A 21,479-nucleotide genomic window follows, 5' to 3' on the forward strand; every position below is an offset into this window, starting at 1 on the left:
CGGTCCAGGATGAGATTGAGCACGGCGATCAGCGCCTGTTTGCATTCCTCATCTTCCCGGCCATAGACGGCTTTGAACAAAAGATCGTTTTTTAAATTGAGTGCGATATGTAAGTACCCCCTTTCTTAATTGGTATATTTTTACTTTAACATATTTTACATATTTTGTCAATTCACAAATGTAATATATTTCCACTTTTTGCAAACAAAAAGCGGATAACCTCCTGGCTGGGAAAGGAAGGGCTTATTGAAAAGGCGCCGGATACTAGAAAACTGCTTCAAACCGGCAAAGCATCACATCGCGAAAAATCCATGAGACGCCGGATTGCGGGCAACCGCTTCAAGTCCACAAGGGACCAAATTGCGGAAAGCTTTTGGAAAAAACGGCATCATTTTCGCAAAGTTGTAGGTCTGCAGGGTCTGTTTCTGGCAGAAAGCGGCAGTGCAGATCTTTCAAAACGATCATTGCCCATATTTCCTGCGCACCATCAAAAAGGCCCCATAGGTGGATACGGGGCCTTTTGTTAAAACATTTCTTATTGTCTGCAGTCTAGTTTAGTTTCTGCAAAAGCTCCCTCATCTGCTGAATGCCTTCCTCCTGAGAAACAATAATCGCAGTCAGAATCGGCTTTAGCTGGGGGCATATATCAAAGTCAAGGGCATTTCTCGACATCCGCACAGCTCCCATATGGTGGGGAATCATTTCCCGCAGAAAATCGCAGTTGATGCAGTTGTCTGCTCCGGTATTGATCATTTCTGAAAACATCACTTGTATGATGGTGTTCACCTTGCACTGGTATCGGTTTAATTCCGTTCTGCCATTGATCTGTCTGCCGCAGGAACATGCGATGTCCCGCATATCTTCGATGCTCTCCGTCTGGCTTGAAATAATCCCTCTGGCAATCTCTTTCAGTTCTTCATTGTCCGTATATCTGAGAATATTTCTCGACATGGCAATGGCGGCCTGATGATGGGGAATCATCTGCGCGATGAAATTCTCCGATATGCTGTCCGCAGGCCTGACGCCGCTCATGCCCAGCATCATATCAATTAAAATTCCTTCATATGCGCACAGATACATTTCGGCAGCACAGCTCAGCCCTGTTTGTTTATTCATAATGAAACCCTCCTCAGCTTACTATATGCCCGTTTGGGGTCAAAGGTGAGAAGGGCGTTTACCTGGGCTTTCTTTCATGAGAGACCCGTTTTTCTATTTTTCCACCGGATATTTTCCCATCGTTTCTTTGTTCAATTCCAAAGGCGGGCATAGATCATCCGGCAGCTGGCATTCATAATCCTGACCGCCTTTTCGCTCCTTAAATTCCTCCTTGGCCTTTTGGATGAGCTGAGGATCAGACAGCAGGTCAACCGCTGTGCAGGTCAGCAGTTCGACCGCTTTGTCCATGCACTTGACGCCCATGGAGTTGTTGGCGCAATAGGCCACGCCCCAGTTATGCCACCCGATGTTCTCCGGCGCCAGAGTGATCCAGGCCACTGCATACGGCGCATTCCAACTGTACTCGGATGTATCGCAAACGATAGAATATCCGCCGCCAAATGGCTGAATGTCTGTGGCAAGGCCAGTTTCTGAGATGCCGAAATTCTTTTGGATTTCTTTTGCCTGACGCTGTTCCTCTTCTGTAAAGTCCGGCGGTCCAATCTCCTGAAAATTTTTATGCATGACTTCCGCCAGGGTTTTGTTTCGCAGCTTATGATTGGTAAAAGTTATCAGTTCGCTCCTCACTTCTGTCTCTGTAGCCATAGCAGCGCCTTTTGCGCAGTTGGTAATTCGCCGCAGCCCTTCCTTGGCGTCCGCCACCGTTTCATACCGCCCCACATACCAAATCGATGCCCGGTCCGGTACTACGCTGGCAAATTCAGGACCTGTATCTGAAAAGGTATAGTTAAAAGTATTGGCGCCGTCCGGCGGGTTGCCGGGATAAGTATGCTCCCGTAAATATTCACTTGCCGTTCCCATAATCATCGCCGCATCAAGCGCGCTTCTGCCGTGCCACGGCGAATTTCCATGACTGGTCTTACCTTTAAAATGGAATTTGACGTTGAAATATGCCAGACAGCTGTCATAATCAGCCCGGTTACTGGACCAGGGATGCCAATCCAAAATTACATCCATTCCTTTCAAGGCTCCTGCTTTTCCTAAAAAAGGCTTTCCCACGCACATTTCCTCTGCCGGAGCGCCGATCACTTTAATCGTGCCGCTGATCGTTTCCTCCTCCAGCAAATAGCGCAGTGCAACCGCTGTCTTCAGCGCTGCCGTTCCCAGCAAATTGTGTCCGCAGCCTTGGCCAGGGGCACCTTCTGTAATAGGATTTTTGCTGGTTGAGCAGCACGATTGGGACAATCCCGGCAGTGAGTCATATTCACAGTTGATGCCAATCACTGGCTTTCCCGTTCCATAAGAATAGGTTGCCAGGAACGCAGTCGGCATCCCGCCTGTGCCTTCTTCCACTGTAAAGCCCTCCGCTCTGAGTTTGTCTTTGATCAATCCGCTGCAATGAAATTCCTGCATGGAAAGCTCCGGATGATTCCATATATCGTCCGCTATTTTCAAGTATTCTTCAGCATGAGCGCCGGCCCATGCTTTGAGCTGCTGTTTCATTACTAGACTATTCATCATTCCACCTCATTTCTCTGTTGCAATTTGTTAAAAATAGAGCCTGCCGGGCAGGCTCTATCTGATCAATACTAATTGGAAGCTTTATTTAAATGGAATCGCAAAAGGTGTAATCGGCGCTGCCGTAGCTCCCTGCAGCCCGAGTACATTGAGGAAGAAGCCGCATTCGTAAACTTTGTCTCTTGATAGCTCGTTCAGATTCAGAACCTCAATGATGGGAACACCTACTTCTGAGAAAAGATAGGAATGTACCGGGAAGTAGTTCTGGTCATTTTCCGGTGATGGCAGCTGTTCCAGGGCGATATTGTCCGCACCGATGATCATTGCTCCTTCGCCTGCCAGGTATTCGGCCGCATCGACTGTAATGCCCGGTTCCCAAGCTTCATATTTTGCGCAGTCCGGCCATACATTCTGTCTGCCTGTACGGATCATAACCGTATCTCCCTTGCTGATGGAGACGTTCTGTGCTTTCAGGACTTCCTTGATTTCATCCGCTGTAATACCGTATTCATCCGGCAGCACATCTACGCCTTTATATGCGGTAACATCGATCATGACAGCCTTGGAAATGATCAGAGGGAATTTGTCTACGCCGCAGACGGTCCAGCCTCTCGCACCCAGGTACTCTTCTTCTTTATATCCGTTCCAAATTGTACCATTGTAGCCAAAGTGGCTTAACGCGTCGATATGTGTTCCGCAGTGCGTATACATTAGAACCGTATCTCCGGAGTAAGCATTTAGCTGCTTGGCTTCCTCAGTGGCAACCAGCTGATCTTTAATCCGTGTTCCGTTGGGCGTATGGGTCATCCAAATCTGATAATGAACGTCTCCCGCCGCCTTCCATGACGGCATTCCCATAAACCAGTCGTTACAGAGGCTGTAAGTTTTTCTGGGATCGATGGACCTCAAAACATCTTCTCTGCTAACGTCCGTAAGTAAATTCAATCTGCCGATTTCATCGGTTTCACCCCATGGGCTTTTTGCACATTTCAGGTCTCTTGGTTTAAAATTACACATCTTGCTTCTCCTCTCTTTTTCACGATCAATGTATACGATAACGGTTCATATGTTTTAATAGTTGCCAGATCAGCTGCTCTGCTGATCTTCCTCTTTCTGGTCCGCCGGCACCTTTTTAGGAAAGGTCAGGGTCACATTGAGCCAGCCCAGCACCCAGCCGAAATAGCACATGGCAACGGTCCACAGCCAGGATAAGATGATCACCCAGTAGATGTTGTCCAGCGGGCCCACCTGGGGATAACAGCCTGTGCCGTATACTCCCAGAAACAGGCTGAATCCGTTGAAGGTAGCCAGCGTTCCTTCGACCCACGGCTTCCATTTGTTCATGGTAAAGATCAGACCCGGAAGCCAGATCGGCGTTGTCAGAAACATTCCCCAGAAGTTCTGTTCCTGCATCCATACTGGTAAAAATCCTTCCACGACAGCCGCGCAGATGCACCATCCGACTCCCATGGCCGCTCCGAAAGGAATCGACGGAAAAATCAGCTTTGCAGTGGCTGGAGTTGCTCCCAGTACAAAATACTCAGCCCATACAATAAAGGAGATCCATAAGGAAAAATTGTAGGTGCCGAGAAACGATCCGAACGGCAGCGATATCATTACAGTAATGCCAACCGCCCACATCATCGGAATTCGTTCTACCGTCTTTACAGAGTTTTCACTCATTGGGATATCCTCCTTCCTGTCCTCACAACCGGCATCGTCTTTAAATCATGTAATACTCGCCGGTTGCGCGAACGGTGATATCGGAGATGGATACGCCCAAAGGCTGATTGATGCAGTAGATCATGGAATCAACAAGAATATCCGCGCTCAGTACAAAGTATTTCATGCTTTCCGGGTCGCTGTATTCCGATTCCTTGCCTTCGTTAATGCTCTGTTCAATTGCGAAATAATCATCCAAGCTGCTCTCTACCAGAATCCCTTCGATCGCTTTCGGATTTACCACCTGCCCAGTCAGTCCAGTGGGTCGGCATCCGGTCGGCCGTACCGTTGTAACGTTGATCTTGCCTTTGCTTTCCAGTCTGAGAGCATCTGCCAGGAAACCGTTGCCATTCTTCGTCATACCGTATACGGCCGCTCCTCTGGACGGCCAGTTTCCATAAATGGAGTCCAGATTGATAATATGTCCGTGACCCTGCTTGATCATTTGATCATATACTGCACAGATTCCGAACAGAGTTCCTTTTGTGTTGGTGTCAATACATCTTTCCCATTTTTCAATGGCTTTATGGTGATCCTCAAAGAATGCCAGCGGCATAATACCTGCGTTATTTACAAGGACATCTACCGCGCCATAGGTTTTGACTGCAAAATCGATCATGTGTTCAACCTGTTTTCTGTCGCTGACATCAGTAACGACATACTCGGCGGACTGGCCTTTTGCCTTGATTCCGTCCACGATTTCTTTCAGTTTTTCTTCTCTTCTTGCCGCACAGACAACCTTTGCTCCCATTTCCGCTGTTTTCTGCGCAAGCGATCTGCCAAATCCCTCGGACGCGCCTGTGATAACGATTACTTTACCATCCACATAATTCTTCATTAAAGTTACCTCCTGGTTAAATTCACATCGAACAAAAACTGTTTTGTTATTACCTCCTTTCATCGATTCTGGCATGATTTTGAATGTTCAAATAATTTCAAGTACTCATACTCAACGCAACTGCTGTGCCAAACGATTCCTGTTTCTCTGGCCGAAAACGCTTAAAGCGCTCAATTTCAATAAAAAACAGGGATCATCTTTTTTCGATGTCCCTGTCTCTTTTTGATTTGTCCAGCCGTTTAAATTGGAACGGACTGAAATAAGTCATTTGCAACTTAAAAAGGCTTATCCTTTCGTTTTCAATATCTATGAGGCTTTTTAAGTCTAAATCAACTTAACATTGCCTTTACCTGCCAAAGAACTATTTGCAGCAGTATTTTTTGATCAGCCGATAAGCCTTTGATTGGCTGACGCCCAGCTCGGCCGCCACTTTATAGCTGCTGCGATATTTCTCATAAAGTTCTTTGATGACCTTACCTTCCACAACTTCCAAATAGCTTTGCAGTTCATGGAACTTATCGTTTTTGTTGGAATTAAGCAGTTGATCGTAATCGATGGCTTCAAAGTCCATCGCCGCCTGCCCATCCATATGGAGGACTCCATCTTTGGACGTGAGGACAGCCCGCTCGATGTAGTTTTCCAGTTCCCGCATATTCCCCGGCCATTCATAGTTCATAACCGCGTGCATAAATTCTTTCGTACATTCCACCGACCGGTTATACTTCCAGGAAAATTTTTTAATAAAATACGCGACAGCGGCGTCAATATCCTCCTCTCGATCTTTCAACGGCGGGATTTCAATTGGTATCACGTTGAGCCGGTAAAAAAGATCGGCCCGGAACGCACCCTCTTTTACCAGGGCCATTAAATCACGGTTGGTCGCTGCGATGATCCTTACATTTACTTCTTTTGGCACCATGGAACCGATGCGCATGATCTGCTTGTCCTGGATGACTTTCAACAGCTTGACCTGTAAGAGAAGCGGCAGTTCGCCGATTTCATCAAGGAGCAGCGTTCCGCCGTCCGCTGATTCGATCAGCCCTTCCTTTCCGTTGGCGCTGGCCCCTGTGAAGGCTCCGGCAGCGTAGCCGAAAAGCTCGGACTCCAACAGATTGTCCGGTATGGCGCCGCAATTTATTTCCACCATCGGCCTTTTGGATCTGCGGCTGATATTATGGATGTACTTGGCCAGAACGCCTTTCCCCACTCCTGACGGGCCAGTGATCAGGATGGTGGCATCCGTGTCCTTGATTTGTTCAGCGACGATTTTAATGCGTTTCATCGGTTCGCTCTCCATAATGACGTCATCGGAAAAAGCCTGGATTTCCTCTTTTCCCTTTTTCTTTTTCTTGTCCACATAGGCATACAGCCCTTCTATGTCTTCTGCCCGCCGGGCATTGGAAAGCAGCATTTCCGGCTTTCCATCTTTATCAGTTATGGGCACTCCGGTAACAATAATGTATTCCCCGTGCTTGCCAATCTGCAAAACGGAAATGGGCCGGTTTTCTTCTTTCACCAGCCTTAAAACAGAGGGGCGAAAGATGCCTTGCGCTTCCAGCTCGCTCACATTTCTTCCCACCACTTCTTCCGCAGCGGCGCCTACTGTATGTTCAAAGGCTTTATTCACTGCCAGCATCTTTCCATCGGCATCGGCCAGACAAATGCTGTCGGGGGAATAAAAAAAGACGTTGACCAGCCTGGATGAAATGCGAACCAGTTCGTCAACGATCTCCAATACCCCCTCCTCGCCGCTTGGGTTTTCCAAATCAAATTCATAGTTAAACCCGACTCGATCCAAGATTTCCGTAAATTCCTGGATCCGATCAACCAGCTTTGTCCCCATGTCTTTCATGTTCCGCCTCCATAATGCAATTCCATTCAAACAGCAAAATATTCATATATGCCCTCATTATAATCTGCTGTTTGCAGTTTATCCATTACAGGAATTCGAATAGAACATTCAAAAATTTGGGATCTTGCATCGGATCCTGTTGCTATTGATCCGCTTCTTTTTTTGTGGCACAATAGAAAAAAGTTGTTTTAATGGGTATATCGAGGTGAACCCTTATGAAAAAACGTCTGAATTTGGAATATTTGAACACATTTTTGATCGCTGCTGAGACGGGAAAATTAAATGCGACCGCAGAGCTTACTTATCGTTCCCATTCTGCGGTGAGCACACAAATAAAAAAGTTGGAAGAGCAGATCGACGCGCCTTTATTTATCCGCAGCAAGAACACATTGATTCTAACCAAGGCCGGTGAAACCCTTGTCGATTACGCACAGCGCATCTTGGCGCTCAATGATGCCGCTTTCAATTCTATGTCCGATTCGGATTGGGGCGGTGACATGACGCTGGCCATTCCTACCGATTATTCGCGCCTGTTTCTACAATCCTTTTATCCCAAGATACAAGAAAAGCTTCCTCATTTTAATTTTTCTACTGTGTTTTCCAGGAGCAGGGAAATCCGAAAAAAAGTTGATGAAGGGAAGATTCAATTTGCCATTGCAGCCATGGAGCCGGAATATGGCGAAGAGGTGCTTCTTTGGGAAGAAGGGCTCTATTGGGTCTGCAGCAAACAGTTTGAGCATGAACCCGACGCACCAATCCCCATCGCACTGTTTTCCGATGATTGCATTATCAACAACCACTCTCTTTATTGCCTGAAAAAAACCAGACTTGATTTTCAAATACGATTTACAAGCACTGTCATGGACAATATTGCCGATTGCGTCCGGTCCGGACTTGCCGTTTCACTCCTGCCAGAGTCGATGATGACGGATGAATTTCAAGTTCTTTCTCCAGAGTTTTTGCCCTGCGCCTTTACCTTAAAGATGGGATGTATTTGGCAGGAAAAAGCCGATACCAACATTGTCAACACCCTGATCGAATCCATTAAAGCACAGGTTAAGCAGCCGGATTTTATGAACAGCCTGAAAATCCTGTCAACCGGCCGCAGCAACGGGAAAAGCCCCCTAGCTCCGTAGGTCGTCTTTCGGTACATGCATATGTTTCTGCTGTCACTCTTTTTTCTCCAGCCTTCTGGCCTTCTTGTCCTGCTGCTTCCGCTCACGTTCGTTGACATAGTCAATTTTATCCTGCCGCCTGGCAGCCTGCATTTTCAGCACATTTTCCTCCCTGGCCTTTTCCACATCCGGAATCAGCTCAACAAAGATGCTATCAAATTCTTTGGACAGTTCCTCTGTAATCTGTTTGTGGGCCTCCTTTAATTTGGAAACGCTGATCCAATCCTCGTCTAAGACGATATAGACCTCCGCCCAGATCTTTCTTCCAGTCTTGATAATATCGAGAAAGTTAATGTAGTATCCATATTCTTTCAGATGTGCCTCGCAGGTTTCCTTTACTTTATTAACAATGTCCTCTTCCGGTGCAAAGAGCACCAAACTTTTCAAGGAATCAAGGATCATGATCACCGGCTCTTTCAACAGAATCAGCGCCAGAAGAATGGCAATACCCGGATCCACATAAGGCCCTATGATAGACAGAGGTGTATGGTCCAGCACCAGCTTGATGAGGAAGGCGGCTCCAACTCCCAAGGTACTAAGGGCATCCAGCTTCCAGATATAGATTTCCGCCTTAATGGACGGGGACGAATATTTTTTATTGATGCGGCTCAGTATTATGTACATAGCCACACATGCCGCAGAAACCACCAGTTCAAAAATGGCGATGATCGTTGCGTTGACTTCGTTTCCTCCATCGAGAACGAGGTGAACACTGTCGATAATCAGGATGATGTCCACACCCATCAGCAAGGCATACTTAATAATAACAAACAAAGATTCTACTTGGGAAAACCCGTAGGGTCTTTTTTCTGTAACAGGCTTGTACAGCAGCGGCACTAATACCATAAAGGGGCCAATCATGATTAAATCCGCGATATCAAAAACACAATCCATTAAGATTGCATTGGAACCTGTTATGACTGCGAAAAAAATCTCCGCCAGCAGAAATGCAGCGCTTCCTGCAAAGGATAAATTTAGAATCTTTTTTTCCAACTTTAAATTCGTTTCCACGATTTCTACCTCCTAGTGCATGGCCGCATCGACGCTGGAGGAAAACGCGGGAAAGAAATTTTCCCAAACGTCAGTGAAACAATACACTAATAATAAGGTACCACTATCGGAGGAAACTATGTTGCTGTTTTCAGGTGGTTATTTTGCGGATAGAAAGGAATCCCCTGCGGTCAAATATCTTTTGTACGATCTTCGATACACTCCTGCAGCACCTCAAGCAGCTTCTCTATTTCGATCGGCTTGGAAAGATGTCCGTTCATGCCGCTTTCCAAAGACTTTTTGGAATCCTCGTCAAAGGCGTTGGCAGACAGGGCAATGACGGGAATGGTTCTGGCGTCGGGCCTGCCCGAGGTACGGATACGCCGGGTGGCTTCCAGACCGTCCATCACGGGCATACGGATATCCATGAGGATTGCGTCAAATCGGCCCGGCGCTCCATCACGGAACTGGTGAAGGGCCTGCTGCCCGTCGGCTGCACATTCTACAGTGAATCCGTTCATTTCCAGGAGCGTCTGGGCAATCTCCCGGTTGAGCTCATTATCTTCTGCCAGCAGAATGCGCCGGCCGTGGAAATCCCTCCCCAAAGCCGCTTCTTTTATTGCGGGTTTTGGAACCACCTCAGAAACATAATCAAAGGTTAAGGTGAAGAAAAACTCCGAACCTTTTCCCATCTCGCTTTGAACTTCCAGAACGCCTCCCATCATCTGGACCAATCGGTAGGCAATGGACAGCCCCAGTCCCGTGCCGCCCCGGCGAGAAGCCGTGCTGGCTTCCGCCTGTTCGAAAGGATTGAAAATACGAGATAAGACTGCAGGATCGATTCCGATACCGGAATCTCTGACGGAAAAGCGCAGGACGTTCTTGGGCTCGGTCTCCAGCTCCTCCACGCGTACGGACACGCTTCCTTGATCTGTGAACTTAACAGCGTTTCCGATGATATTCACCAAAATCTGGTTGAGCCGCAGGCTGTCTCCCCGAAGCAGTCGATTCTCAACTCGGTTGTCTTTCACGCACAGGGTAATTCCTTTTTCCAAAGCTTGAGCATGAAACAGAGATTCCAGACTGCCCAGCATTTTTGCAAGATTCAGCGTACTCAGGCTCAACTCCAGTTTTCCGCTCTCAATGCGGGACATATCCAGAATATCATTGACCAGGTTTAAAAGATATACGTTGGACGACTCGATCTTTTCCAGGCAATCCAGCAGTTTATCAGGTTCGTTGACAACGCTCTTAGCGATGGTGGTCATGCCGCTGATGGCATTCATCGGTGTGCGTATCTCATGGGACATCCGGGAAAGAAAATCTGTCTTGGCCCTGCTCACTGCATCTGCTTTCGATTTCATAATAAAGGATGGAACAATTTTCACCAACGACTTAAGAAGCTCCCGGTGCGCCTTCGTCCATGTAAATCCTTCCCGATCCACTTCAAAACTCATGGAGCCCGCATACTCGCCGTAATCCCAAATGCCGGCATGGAGGCAGGAGGCGATTTGGGAAATGCCTTCCCGTACATTGTGGTCGGCAAGGCCGTCCTCATCGTACATATTTGAGCAAATATCAAAGTCTTCGTCAGAAACGTAGAAGTCTTCGCCCAGCTGCAGGTCGCTGCGCCGTCTTGCCCATTGATAGGAAAAACGATATGTTAAGTACGCTCGATTGGCTTCGATGATGGAAACTCGATCAAAGCTGCAAGTCTTGCCGATTCGCGCCAGCAGCAGACTGACCGCGTCATCCAGATTTTTCGCTTTTCCCAAAAAATCCAAAGCAAACGACGCCAAATCCTCGCCCGCATAGGCAGAATCAGGCTCGATATCGTTGACGTTGTATTCATCGGTGTATAGCTGTGTCAGCAGCATGCCCGCTTCATGGGAGGTGTCTAAATAGCAAGCCGCCTGCCCCTTTCCATGTTCCTTGACGTACCTGAGCGTACTTTCGGCGCATCGATAAAGGGCGTTGTACTCCCCTGTCACCTGGGTACTGCACATGCCGATGCTGACAGAAACGCGGATATTCCGCTCCGTGTTTGCCAGAATGTTTTGAACAAGCCCGGCGATTCGCGGGCCGATGACAGCAGCGCCGGCCTTATCGCAGCCTTTGAGCAGCAGCATGAATTCATCGCCGCCCAATCGAATCTGGATGTCGTCCGTTCCCGTCTCAGTCAGCAGCAGATCGGCCACTTCTTGAAGAATGACATCTGCAAAGGTATTGCCCTCTTTTTGATTGATGCTTTCAAAGTCGTCCATATCCAGCAGCATCAGTATGCCGTGTTCGTCTGCCGGCCGATTGTTGAGATACTGCTGAACGAGCTGAACTCCTGCTTCCTTGTTGAAAAGGCCGGTCAGACGATCCCGCGATCTGGCTTCATCCAGCTCTTGTTCCATCTCCTTTTGACGGGTGATATCCTCCACAATACCGATGACCAGCTGAGGCGCGCCGCTCTCACTGCTGCGGACGACGGAAAGTGTTTCACGGCACCAGAAAGCCCCGTTCCATCCCCGAAATTCACAGGAAGCGGTGCGCTCTCCCCGGTGAATGCGCTCATACATTTCATAGAATGCGGGGCGGGATTTTTCGTCCACTGCCTCCAGGGCAAAGCTCCCGGGCATATCCGTGTATCGGTTCCGGCAGTGGTAAATGGCGCAGGTTCTCTCCGGCATCGTGCAGATACCGGTCTGTGGATAATAATAAAACTCGCAGGTCGTCGTATGCTCCAAGGCCAAATGAAGGATTTGGTTGCTGACCTCCACTTGTTCGGCCAGAAGCTCGCTTCGCTGTTCTACAAGCTTCCATTCGTTGATGTCCATGAACACGCTCTGAAACACCTGTTCACCGTCTGTGTCTAAAATAATTTCGGCTCTGCCGATGATCCAGCAAGGGGTGCCGTCCTTTTGGATCAACCGGTATTCGAAGGGGTTCATATCGCCCGGATTTTGAAGCCTTCCAATTTCCGCCAATATGCGTGTCCGATCTTCCTCTGCAATCAGGCTGGGAAGATCCCAGTCTTGTTTTGCCCAGAACTCCTCCGGCGTATAGCCAAAGATACGAATTGCCTCCAGGTTGGCATTTTTGAATGTCACTCCGCGATCGTTCACACGATATTGTACAATACCGGTGAGCACGGATTGAAACAGACGGTCATAACGGGCAGCCTGCTTTTCCAGCCGCTCCCGCGCTTCAACCTCAGCCGAAATATCCCGGATAACGCTGATGCAGATTTCCCGCCCGTCCTCGGACAAGTCTTTTTTCCCCACATCATTGACCCAGATATAGCTGCCGTCCTTTTTCAGCATTCGGTACTGAATTTCATAGGGCTTTCCCTCCTGGAACGCCTCATCAACTTGGGCATCGACCTGCGCCCGATCCGCAGGATGCATGCAGTTAATAACCAGTCCATCGATCGCGTCCACAAATTCGTCGTAAGTATATCCCAAATAGTCAAGCATATAGTTGTTCACATAATAAAGTGGAAATCCCGGCTCCAAGTAGCCGCCCATCATGCCGCCGGGGATATTCTGGCCCAGGATATCCAAAGATTTTACACCCATATTGTGTTCCATCTCACGCTGGCCCAGGGGATTTGTCGGAAACATATCCTTTTCATCCTTGCCGCTTCCCGGTGCCAGGCCATTGATAGAGACAATCCGCCATTTTCCGTCCCCATCCTCAATACAAACGGTATATGCTGTAAGGCGGATAGTCCCGGCTCCTTTTGACGGCGGATAGACTGATGCTGTAAGCCGTACTGCTGCGCAGCCATCTGTAATCAAAGTTTCCTCAATATGCTCATATTCAACTCGGCAGGACTCCGGCGCTGATGCAAACTCTGCGCACAGTGCCTGTTCCGCCTGTACACGCCCATCGATCAGTTCTGATTTTCCCATGGCTCCCCATTGTACGCTCTCTGTCAAACAGGCAAGGGTGTCGTCCACGTCCCGCCGCACCAGATAGGCGTCGAAAAATGTACGTGTTATTTGGGCCGCGTTGCTATTCTGCATCTTCTGCACCTCTTTCCATTATTCCCGCCTGGCGGGGGAGCCGCTGATCCGCTTTACTGGGCGGTGGTTATTGTCGTTTTGCCCACTTGAGCAGCTTTTATTATAGTTTATCAAAAGAGGCGGGAAATTCCAAGGTGTTTCTAGCTTTTATACAGTTTGGATGTTTTTCCCATGTGTGGAGGTAGGCTGCTGCTTTGCCTTCTAACCGCTACCGCCACTGATTCTGGGAAACCTCAAGGCGGCCTGCGGAAAATTTCTGTAAAAACCGGCATTTTTTTCGCAAAGTTGTGAGGTCGCGGGGCCTGATCCCAGAAGCTCGCGGCCCGGGCGGCCTCCTGCCAAATTTGAGTGGCCTCTATCGTTGAAAACTGCGTAAATTCTCGCTTCATTTTTCGATTTTTTCCCGAGCAGTTGCCTGGAACTAGCGTCGGGAACTGACACCAGATAACTAGAACCGAGAACTGGCGCTGGCCGCACTGCTACAGCGCGGTCCCCTTCTTAGGCACAAAAAATCCGCTCACATCCACGCCTTCCAATTTCAATAGCTCGATTTTTTTATCGATCCCTCCGGCGTACCCAGTAAAGCTTCCATTGGTGCCCACAACCCTGTGGCATGGAATGATGATCGAAATGGGATTATGGCCTACTGCTCCTCCCACAGCCTGAGCAGACATGGTTTTCTTTCCTGTGCGCTGCGCCACTTTTTTAGCGATTTCGCCGTAGGTTGTCGTCTGGCCGCTGGGGATTTCACAGAGGATCTGCCACACCATTTGCCGGAACTCGCTTCCTGCGGGAGCGAGTGAAAGCTCTTCAATTTCCGGCGTTTCCCCATCAAAATACCGGTCCAGCCAGTCCGCAGCTTTTTTCAAGATTTCCTGGATCTGTGGATTCTGCCCCTCGCTGGCGGAAATAAAGCCTTCGGCTTTTGCTCTGGCCGTAGCTTTGGCATCTCCCATATCCTCAAAATACTTCTGCCCTTCCAGCCAAAGCCCGGCGATCCCCCTTTCATCCGCTGCGATAACGATTTCCCCCAGCGGCGACCTATACTCTGTCGTGTAATACATACAATCCTCCTATGTAAATTATCGTTCAAAATAACGGTTGGAATCCAAAGGAGCTTCATCTCTGGCATCCATGATTACATTTTTCATTATCTTCCAGACTGTTCCACAGCCCCATCACAGCATAACTCCTCCAAGGACTCCATTCCGCCGACATGGCTGCGATTTCCTTTTTCGTATATCCCTCCATCGCTTCTTTCACACCTGCGTCTGTTTCCAAAAAGGCATCCGGATACCCCAGCGCCCGCATGGCGATATAATTGGCGGTCCAGGGTCCGATACCCCGAATCTCCATGAGACGTTTCCTCACTTGATCCGGATCGGCCATAAAGCCCCACTCGATTTCATGTTTCACAAAGATTGACGCGATTTCTTCAATCGCTCTGGCTCTGGAAGCGATGATGCCCAATGGCCCCAGCTGGTCTTCAATGGGCTTTGCCAAACTGGCCATATCCGTTGGAGCTGGAAAAACATACTCCAATCCGCCGATCCCGGTTTCAATCTTTTTTCCGAAGGCGGCAGCAACCCTTTTCGCGAGAGTCCGCGCCGCCTTGACTGTGATCTGCTGTCCCAAAACCGCCCGCAGGCACAGCTCGAATTCATCCATGCAGCCGGGCAGCCTGGTCCCTGGCAAGAAAGCATGCTCCTTTACCTGATTCAGTCCTTTTAGTCGCTCATAGATGACATTGGGATCGCAGTCAAGGTCAAAGAGCATCTTCACCCGGGATAAAACCTGCGATAATACAGGCAGCAGGCTTTCGCTCAGGGTAACGGCAAGAACGCTCTTTTTTTCCACATGCTCAACGCAGATCCAGCCATATAAAGGGCGGCCATCCTTGTCCGTTTGCCGGACAGTCCGATAATATTTCTGATCTTTGACCACTTCCACGCCGTCGATGGCCCTTTCTCCGAGGAAACGCAGGATCCTCTCCCACTGGTATGGAGCCCGGTACCCCAGCCCCACCTTGATTTGCCCGCCGGTGCAGGCAGCGGAATTCTGCTTTTTCCTCAGAGCGGTTGGCGATAATTTGTACTTGTTTCGAAAGGCATCGTTGAGCCGTCTCACGCTTCCAAAGCCGGAAGCCATCGCCGCATCCAGCACAGACAAATCGGTTTCAGTGAGCAGTTTTTTCGCCAAAAGCAAGCGGCAGGTCTGAAGGTATTCGACGGGTGTAACATGATAAGCTTCTTTGAACAGCCTTCTCAAATGCCTGTCCGAACATCCCAGCACAGCAGACAGCTCCCTGACCCCGATCCCCCTGCTGCAATTTTCCTCTATGTATTTAGCGGCGCAAACGGCCGTTTCGTTCAGATTGGCGCAGGAATGATCCGGAGCAAGCTCCGGCCTGCAGACCAGACACGGCCTGTACCCGGCCTGCTCCGCTTCCGCCGCTGTTTTGAAAAAGGTACAGTTTTCAAACTTGGGCATTTTGCCATGGCAAACGGGCCGGCAGTAAATTCCGGTGGATGAAACTGCGACAAAAAACTGTCCGTCAAATCCGGCGTCCTGCGATTTGAACGCTTCATATAATGCTTTTTTCGAATTGATATCCATATCATCACCTCTGTGATTTATTGTAAACGATTGCCGGTCTTATGTCTCGCCATTTTCGGACATGAATACACCGGGCCGCATTACCGTTTCACAAAGGCTATGAAAAAAGCTCCGCCAAAGGAAATGACTGCCATCAGCAGGATGCAGGACATGAGTCCCCAGCTGTCCATGACAAACCCAAGGGCGGCTCCTGCAAAGGATGCTCCCATGTAAGACCAGCCGTTGATAATGCCTACACCCGTGCCGCCAAGCCTGGTTCCAAGGATATCTCCCGGCAGATTAAAAAGCGGCGCCTGAACCCCCTGGATAAAGCCGCCCGCAAGGAACAACAGCAGCGCAAGAAGAACGGTTCCGCCCTGCAGATCAAGAAGCTCATATCCCCAGAAATAAATCGCCAGTAGACTGCCGCCGCTGATCACAAACCCCATTAAGATGGTCTGCCAGCGGCTGCCCTTGAATACTGTGTCAGATAGGTATCCCAGCCCTATGGAAAAGAGCGCTCCGCCCCAATGCATCGAGGAAGCGATGATCGTAGCCAGCACGAGGGCGATTCCAAACCCTCCGTTATCTGCGTCCGCAGTGAGGATTTTGATGATCCAGTTGACCAGGCCCCATCGAACAAACTGGCTGCACACGGCAGACAGGGAAACTAGGATGATCAGTGAGTTCTTTAAAACAGCAGCATAATCTTTCCAGGTTACTGGTTCTTTTAAAAGATCCTCTTCCCACTCCACGGTAAAACCGTACTGCTGGGGCGTGTCCTTTACATATAGGAAGAAAACCACCGTCCATAGAATTAACAGGGCTGCCGGAAGAAGGAAAGCCGCCCGCCAGCTCAGGTAGGATATGGCAAATCCGGCGACCGGATAAATAATGATGCCCCCAAGAAATGCGAAGGCATCAAAAAACCCCATGAAAAGTCCCCACCTTTTTTTCGGTATCCACCGAAACAGTATGCTGCACCCGGGAGACCAGCCCATGGCCAGGGATACGGCGTTGATCGCCCATAAAATGGAAAAGGCGGTCATATTGGAGGAAAGGCCAAAGCCGATGTTGGCGCAGGAGGCTCCTATGGCCCCTATGAACATGAGCATCTTTGGGCTGTATCGATCCCCAAGATATCCGGAAACAAATTGTCCCAAGCCAAAACCAAGGGTAAAAATCGTGAACAGTACCCCGAACTGCGCATTGTTCAGGCTGAAGCTCTGCTGTATTTCGCTGGCAGCAACGCCCAGATTGTTATTGCACGTAAAATAAAAGGTGTACAGGGTTATCATGACGAAGAACACCCTGAGCTGTACAGGGTGAAATTCGTTATCCTTTAAAGTTCGCGATTTTTTTGAAAGCATCTTCTTCTCCTTTAGGGCCTGTCAAATATTATTTCATATTTTTTCAGGATCGCTTTTATCTGATCGTGAGGGATGCCGTAAGATTTGTTGCGATTGCGTCCTTCCATGGTTTCCGCCGCCACCATGGCATTTAAAATCGCCTCCTCAACGGCCTGGGCCACGGCTCTGTAAAAAGGATCAATCTGTTCATCGGAAAGCATCTCCACCTTTACGGTATCCTTGCTGAAAGCTCCGGGGTTTGCAGTGGAAAAGGCCAGGAAGATATCCCCCGATCCGTTCTGGCACCCTGCGCCGAGGCTTCCGATCCCCAGGGGAACTCTTTTGCAAAGCTTGGAAAGCTGCCAAGGCATCAGAGGACCATCGGTGGCAGCTATGACAATGATCGAGCCATCTCCCGGTTTGGGACCAAGGCCCGGTAGTTCCTGTTCAAAGCCTTTTATCTCTTTTCCAAAGGGGATTCCCTTGATACGAAGCTCTTCTCTCGTTCCGTGATTGGCCTGAACCAATACGCCCACCTTGTACACTCTGCCCGGGATATCTGTTATCACACGGGAAGCTGTTCCTGTGCCGCCTTTAAAGCCATGACACCGCATTCCTGTTCCGCCGCCTACATTGCCTTCCTCGATCGCTCCGCCGCGGGCATTTTCAATTGCTGCAAGGGCATGCTCTTCTTTCACCTTAAAGCCGTTAATATTGTTCAGCACGCCGTCAAAAGTTTCTCCCACAACTGGGTAAAAAAAACCAAATCCCGGTACTTCTTCTCCATCATACCACAATGGGAAGAAATAATCATTCTTAATCATCCATTTGGAAGCCGCTTCACGCACGATCCCAACGCTGTGGGTATTGGTGATCATAATGGGACCGTGGAGGAAGCCGGAATCGTCTACCCAATGGGTCCCGGTCAGCTCGCCGTTTCCGTTGAGATCGTGTCTTCCTGCGAATACTGCGCTCCTCTGCTTTCCTCTGGGAAGTATGGCCGTTACCCCGGTCCTGGCAAAATCCGAATCATAAGTTGTATCTTCTGTGGATTCGCCGCTGATAATGGTCGTGTAGCCCACCTCCACTCCGGCGACATCCGTAATCGCGTTGTTTTCACCGCATATCCCATCAAAGGGTATTCCTAAATCTCTTGCTCTCATTGTTCTTCCTCCTTTAAAAAATATCTTCAAAGCCTTCTGTTGAGTATTCTTCACCTTTTTTCTTGCGTTCCAGCGCCGCAAGCAGTTTGCGATGCTTGATACGGTTGATCGGGAAGCGAATCATAAGGATCAGCCCGATCAGCAGGATCACAGCCGGGACAGCCGTCATCAGCGTGTTGATGCCGATGAGGACCTTGCCGGACTGCACTTCTACAGCCGCGTCATATCCTATGATCGTAAGTCCCGCGCCTGCCATCCAGCCGCCGATGGCGTACCCAACTTTCTGACAGAGGGTAAAGAGTCCCACGATTCCGCCGCTTTTGTTCTCGCCGTGCTGAAACTCTACAACTTCCACGCAGTCATATGCTAAGGAATATCCTATGACCCAGAAGCACACATTGGCAAAGGCGAAAATTACCTGGTATCCCACCAGAACGGCGAAGGACGAAATCTGAACAACTGCGAATATCAGCGCAAAGGCGATCATCAGCGCCCACATCAATATAAAGGTGGTCTTTTTGCTGAGCTTGTTGGCAATGAGATTGAGCACAGGCAGCACTGCATAATTCAAAACTGCCGCAATGGTCCAGAACAATGCCTGCATAGCCGAATCCAGGGTCAGGTTATTTGCCATAAGATATACAAAGCCCGTGGCCTTTACTGCAAAGAAGGTATTGTAAACCAGCGCCATAAGACAGATGATCCGTACTGATTTTGTTTTCAGCAAAAGCTTATAGCTGGCATAAACATTTTTGATCGCTTCCCCCAGACCTCTCCGGTTTTCAGGAAGTTCTTCTTTAATTTGGGTTTTTTCCACACCTTTTGTCATAAACCAGCATAAAAATGCCGCAAGCGTTCCAATCAGCCCCATGAACAAAGCCGCATAAAACCAGGTTGTCTTCTCGCTTATGCCCATACCCGCTGTAATGGACTGGATAAATTGGGGTCCTGCCGTAGCGAGCCAAACTCCGAAATAGAGAAAAAAGCCGCAGATTGTCTTCATGTTATTTCTTTCGTTTGTATCCGTTACAATTTCAGCTCCGAAAGAATTGAAGGGGATGCTGTAACAGGTATAGGATGTCCAGAACAGCAGTGTTGCAACTAAATAATAAGGGAACTTCAACCATTCCGGCAGTTCAAACGGCGCAAAGAGCAGCAGCATGCAGAGCAGCACCGGTATTGCCGCTCCTAGAATAAAGGGCCTTCTCTTGCCTCTTCCTCCACGGAGGTTATCCGAAATATACCCGACTGCCGGGTCGGTAATCCCATCCCAGATAACGGCGATAAACAGAATCGTCCCTGCAACAGCCGGATTGAGTCCCGCCATATCCGTCATAAATAGCAGCAAATAGTAATTGATAAAGTTATAAGGTATCCCATCTTGTATTTGCCCTACGGCATACGAAAAATAGGTTTTGAATTTTAATAAGCGCGATCTTGAACCTTCCATGATCCACTCCTCCTTTACGAATCCTGCGATAACCATCGTTTGCAAACTACCAATATCATACGCAAGGTCCATGCCAATCTTCCGATGTCTGAAAAGATTGAAATTTCAGCATCTATTTTATACAGCAAAAATCAGGTGTCAGAAAAAAAGACACCTGATTCTCGCTTTCTATATGTTTCTAATTCTTTTTGAGGTTTTGGCCAGGTGTATTATTTTCTTACACTGCAAGAAAATAGCACACTACTCTAATCCATATTTGTTGATTTTATGGTAGAGATTGCCCCGCGTAATTCCAAGCTGGGCGGCCGCTTTACTTTTATTCCCCTCAAAAAACGCTAACGTCCTCTTAATTGCCTCTCTTTCCGCTTCATCTCTTATGGCCTGAAGGGTCTTTCCTTCGGTGCTCTGCGAGGACTTTATGATCTCAAGGAACAGCTCGTCAAACTCCTTAACCGTAATTTTGTTGTTGACCGACATGGCAAACCCTCGCTCCAGCAGGTTAAATAGTTCCCTGATATTGCCCGGCCAGCTGTAGGCATAGAATAATTCGAAAACAGTCTCGTCCAGCTCCTTCTTGTATCCGGCCTGTCTGTTAAGCCTCTCCAGATGCTCCCTTACTAGCAGCCGGATATCTTCTTTGTGCTCTCTCAGGGGCGGAGACTCAATCTTGATCACATTCAAACGATAGTATAGATCCTCCCGAAAAGCTCTATCGGCTACCATTGCTTTCAGGTCCTTGTTGGTGGCTGCGATCACCCGCACATCCACCGAAACTTTCGCTCCGCCTATGCGGTCCACTTCGCCTTCCTGCAGCACCCGCAGAAGTTTTGGCTGGGCATGGTAAGGGAGCTGATCAATTTCATCCAGAAAGAGAGTTCCCTTGTCTGCCATTTCAAAGAAACCCTTGCTGCCTTCCTTTCGAGCCCCGGTAAAGCTTCCCGGTTCATATCCGAACAGCTCGGATTCGATGAGGGATTCGGGGATCGCGGCACAGTTCACTTCGATCAGTGGTCCGTTGGCCCGCCTGGATAAATGATGGATGGAGTTTGCGATCAGTTCTTTTCCGGTTCCCGTCTCGCCTCGAATCAGAACTTGTGAATCGGAATAGGCGGCTCTGCGTATCTCCTGTTTTAATTCCATCATCCTGGCGCTCTGCCCTATGATCGTATCGATGTTGTATCTTGTTTCTTTCTTCTCAAGGGATTTATTCATCAGCGCCAATAGATTTTCCTGCAGGTTCAATCCGCCGCCTGTCGATGCCTGCTCCGTGCTTTTGATAAACCCCTCCCAATCCTGTGAAGTAAGAAGGTCGTAATCTATGGCCCCGATCAGGTTCCCATCTCTGATCAGAGGCTTGATCCTGGCCATATTCGGCAGTCCGGATGCCATGTAAAATACGATTTCTTCATCCCCGTCTTCTTTCAATGCGCTAGTTATTTTTGTCATCGGGTGAATGGACATAATGTCTGTTCCGATATAATCCGTATCATCCGAAAAAGCGCCGAAACGTTTCAGCCGCTCCTTCATATCCGGGGACAAATATTGGGTACGTCCCTTTTTATCGATCACAACCAATCCCTGTATATGATCCAGAATCAACAGGCAATCTTCAAGTGTAAGGTTTTGTTTTTTATCCATATTCCTGCCGCCTCATGTATAGCTGCTCTTTTCTCTAACGATTATATCTATAGTATA

Annotated in this window: 15 protein-coding genes; 1 reads left to right on the plus strand and 14 read right to left on the minus strand. The window is 48.7% G+C overall.

From position 1 onward, the window contains the following. Positions 1 to 549: 549 nt before the first annotated feature. The 6 genes from LG211_RS17885 to LG211_RS17910 all read right to left on the minus strand — a co-directional run bounded on the left by LG211_RS17885 (position 550) and on the right by LG211_RS17910 (position 7,046). Positions 550 to 1,116, minus strand: a complete 567-nt coding sequence (locus LG211_RS17885; protein WP_253020096.1) for a DUF305 domain-containing protein — start codon at positions 1,114 to 1,116, stop codon at positions 550 to 552. Between the two features lie 93 nt (positions 1,117 to 1,209). Then, positions 1,210 to 2,637 (minus strand): amidohydrolase, encoded by a 1,428-nt coding sequence (locus tag LG211_RS17890; protein ID WP_269478133.1) that lies wholly within the window; start codon positions 2,635 to 2,637, stop codon positions 1,210 to 1,212. Positions 2,638 to 2,718: 81 nt separating this feature from the next. Next, positions 2,719 to 3,651, minus strand: coding sequence for a cyclase family protein (locus tag LG211_RS17895; RefSeq protein ID WP_269478134.1), 933 nt, complete (start codon positions 3,649 to 3,651; stop codon positions 2,719 to 2,721). A 69-nt stretch (positions 3,652 to 3,720) separates the two neighbouring features. Continuing rightward, positions 3,721 to 4,317, minus strand: coding sequence for a DUF1097 family protein (locus LG211_RS17900; RefSeq protein ID WP_253020099.1), 597 nt, complete (start codon positions 4,315 to 4,317; stop codon positions 3,721 to 3,723). 40 nt (positions 4,318 to 4,357) lie between these two features. Continuing rightward, entirely contained in the window at positions 4,358 to 5,194 is an 837-nt protein-coding gene (locus LG211_RS17905) for an SDR family oxidoreductase (protein WP_269478135.1), read from the minus strand. A 361-nt stretch (positions 5,195 to 5,555) separates the two neighbouring features. Continuing rightward, on the minus strand, positions 5,556 to 7,046 hold the full coding sequence (locus LG211_RS17910; RefSeq protein ID WP_148397246.1) for a sigma-54 interaction domain-containing protein: 1,491 nt from the start codon (positions 7,044 to 7,046) through the stop codon (positions 5,556 to 5,558). Positions 7,047 to 7,261: 215 nt separating this feature from the next. On the opposite strand from LG211_RS17910, the gene LG211_RS17915 reads away from it, so the two are divergent. Next, the gene (locus tag LG211_RS17915) at positions 7,262 to 8,182 is read left to right on the plus strand and encodes a LysR family transcriptional regulator (protein WP_148397245.1); all 921 of its coding nucleotides are present in this window, start codon (positions 7,262 to 7,264) and stop codon (positions 8,180 to 8,182) included. Positions 8,183 to 8,215: 33 nt separating this feature from the next. Here the strand turns inward: LG211_RS17915 and LG211_RS17920 are convergent, their stop codons facing one another. From LG211_RS17920 to LG211_RS17955, 8 genes are all read right to left on the minus strand, one after another. Beyond that, complete coding sequence (locus LG211_RS17920; protein ID WP_253020103.1) at positions 8,216 to 9,232, minus strand: cation diffusion facilitator family transporter; 1,017 nt, start codon at positions 9,230 to 9,232, stop codon at positions 8,216 to 8,218. A 170-nt stretch (positions 9,233 to 9,402) separates the two neighbouring features. Beyond that, complete coding sequence (locus LG211_RS17925) at positions 9,403 to 13,227, minus strand: PAS domain-containing protein (protein WP_269478136.1); 3,825 nt, start codon at positions 13,225 to 13,227, stop codon at positions 9,403 to 9,405. Between the two features lie 479 nt (positions 13,228 to 13,706). Next, entirely contained in the window at positions 13,707 to 14,291 is a 585-nt protein-coding gene (locus LG211_RS17930; RefSeq protein WP_148397242.1) for a methylated-DNA--[protein]-cysteine S-methyltransferase, read from the minus strand. Positions 14,292 to 14,346: 55 nt separating this feature from the next. Continuing rightward, positions 14,347 to 15,843, minus strand: a complete 1,497-nt coding sequence (locus tag LG211_RS17935; protein WP_269478137.1) for a DNA-3-methyladenine glycosylase 2 family protein — start codon at positions 15,841 to 15,843, stop codon at positions 14,347 to 14,349. 80 nt (positions 15,844 to 15,923) lie between these two features. Further along, the gene (locus LG211_RS17940) at positions 15,924 to 17,192 is read right to left on the minus strand and encodes an MFS transporter (protein WP_269478138.1); all 1,269 of its coding nucleotides are present in this window, start codon (positions 17,190 to 17,192) and stop codon (positions 15,924 to 15,926) included. Between the two features lie 11 nt (positions 17,193 to 17,203). Then, positions 17,204 to 18,334 (minus strand): DmpA family aminopeptidase, encoded by a 1,131-nt coding sequence (locus LG211_RS17945; protein WP_148397239.1) that lies wholly within the window; start codon positions 18,332 to 18,334, stop codon positions 17,204 to 17,206. Between the two features lie 13 nt (positions 18,335 to 18,347). After that, the gene (locus LG211_RS17950; protein WP_253020106.1) at positions 18,348 to 19,784 is read right to left on the minus strand and encodes an MFS transporter; all 1,437 of its coding nucleotides are present in this window, start codon (positions 19,782 to 19,784) and stop codon (positions 18,348 to 18,350) included. 240 nt (positions 19,785 to 20,024) lie between these two features. Continuing rightward, positions 20,025 to 21,422 (minus strand): sigma-54 interaction domain-containing protein, encoded by a 1,398-nt coding sequence (locus LG211_RS17955; protein ID WP_148397237.1) that lies wholly within the window; start codon positions 21,420 to 21,422, stop codon positions 20,025 to 20,027. Between the last annotated feature and the right edge of the window lie 57 nt (positions 21,423 to 21,479).

The sequence above is a fragment of the Hominibacterium faecale genome (genome assembly GCF_020734085.1).
In the GTDB taxonomy this organism is placed as follows: Bacteria; Bacillota; Clostridia; order Peptostreptococcales; family Anaerovoracaceae; genus Hominibacterium; species Hominibacterium faecale.

Excerpts from the sequence above, each read along its gene's own strand:
- LG211_RS17885 (WP_253020096.1), bottom strand. The coding sequence starts at position 1,116 with ATGAATAAACAAACAGGGCTGAGCTGTGCTGCCGAAATGTATCTGTGC.
- LG211_RS17910 (WP_148397246.1), bottom strand. The coding sequence starts at position 7,046 with ATGAAAGACATGGGGACAAAGCTGGTTGATCGGATCCAGGAATTTACG.
- LG211_RS17890 (WP_269478133.1), bottom strand. The coding sequence starts at position 2,637 with ATGATGAATAGTCTAGTAATGAAACAGCAGCTCAAAGCATGGGCCGGC.
- LG211_RS17915 (WP_148397245.1), top strand. The coding sequence starts at position 7,262 with ATGAAAAAACGTCTGAATTTGGAATATTTGAACACATTTTTGATCGCT.
- LG211_RS17930 (WP_148397242.1), bottom strand. The coding sequence starts at position 14,291 with ATGTATTACACGACAGAGTATAGGTCGCCGCTGGGGGAAATCGTTATC.
- LG211_RS17895 (WP_269478134.1), bottom strand. The coding sequence starts at position 3,651 with ATGTGTAATTTTAAACCAAGAGACCTGAAATGTGCAAAAAGCCCATGG.
- LG211_RS17935 (WP_269478137.1), bottom strand. The coding sequence starts at position 15,843 with ATGGATATCAATTCGAAAAAAGCATTATATGAAGCGTTCAAATCGCAG.
- LG211_RS17940 (WP_269478138.1), bottom strand. The coding sequence starts at position 17,192 with ATGCTTTCAAAAAAATCGCGAACTTTAAAGGATAACGAATTTCACCCT.
- LG211_RS17950 (WP_253020106.1), bottom strand. The coding sequence starts at position 19,784 with ATGGAAGGTTCAAGATCGCGCTTATTAAAATTCAAAACCTATTTTTCG.
- LG211_RS17945 (WP_148397239.1), bottom strand. The coding sequence starts at position 18,334 with ATGAGAGCAAGAGATTTAGGAATACCCTTTGATGGGATATGCGGTGAA.
- LG211_RS17925 (WP_269478136.1), bottom strand. The coding sequence starts at position 13,227 with ATGCAGAATAGCAACGCGGCCCAAATAACACGTACATTTTTCGACGCC.
- LG211_RS17900 (WP_253020099.1), bottom strand. The coding sequence starts at position 4,317 with ATGAGTGAAAACTCTGTAAAGACGGTAGAACGAATTCCGATGATGTGG.
- LG211_RS17905 (WP_269478135.1), bottom strand. The coding sequence starts at position 5,194 with ATGAAGAATTATGTGGATGGTAAAGTAATCGTTATCACAGGCGCGTCC.
- LG211_RS17955 (WP_148397237.1), bottom strand. The coding sequence starts at position 21,422 with ATGGATAAAAAACAAAACCTTACACTTGAAGATTGCCTGTTGATTCTG.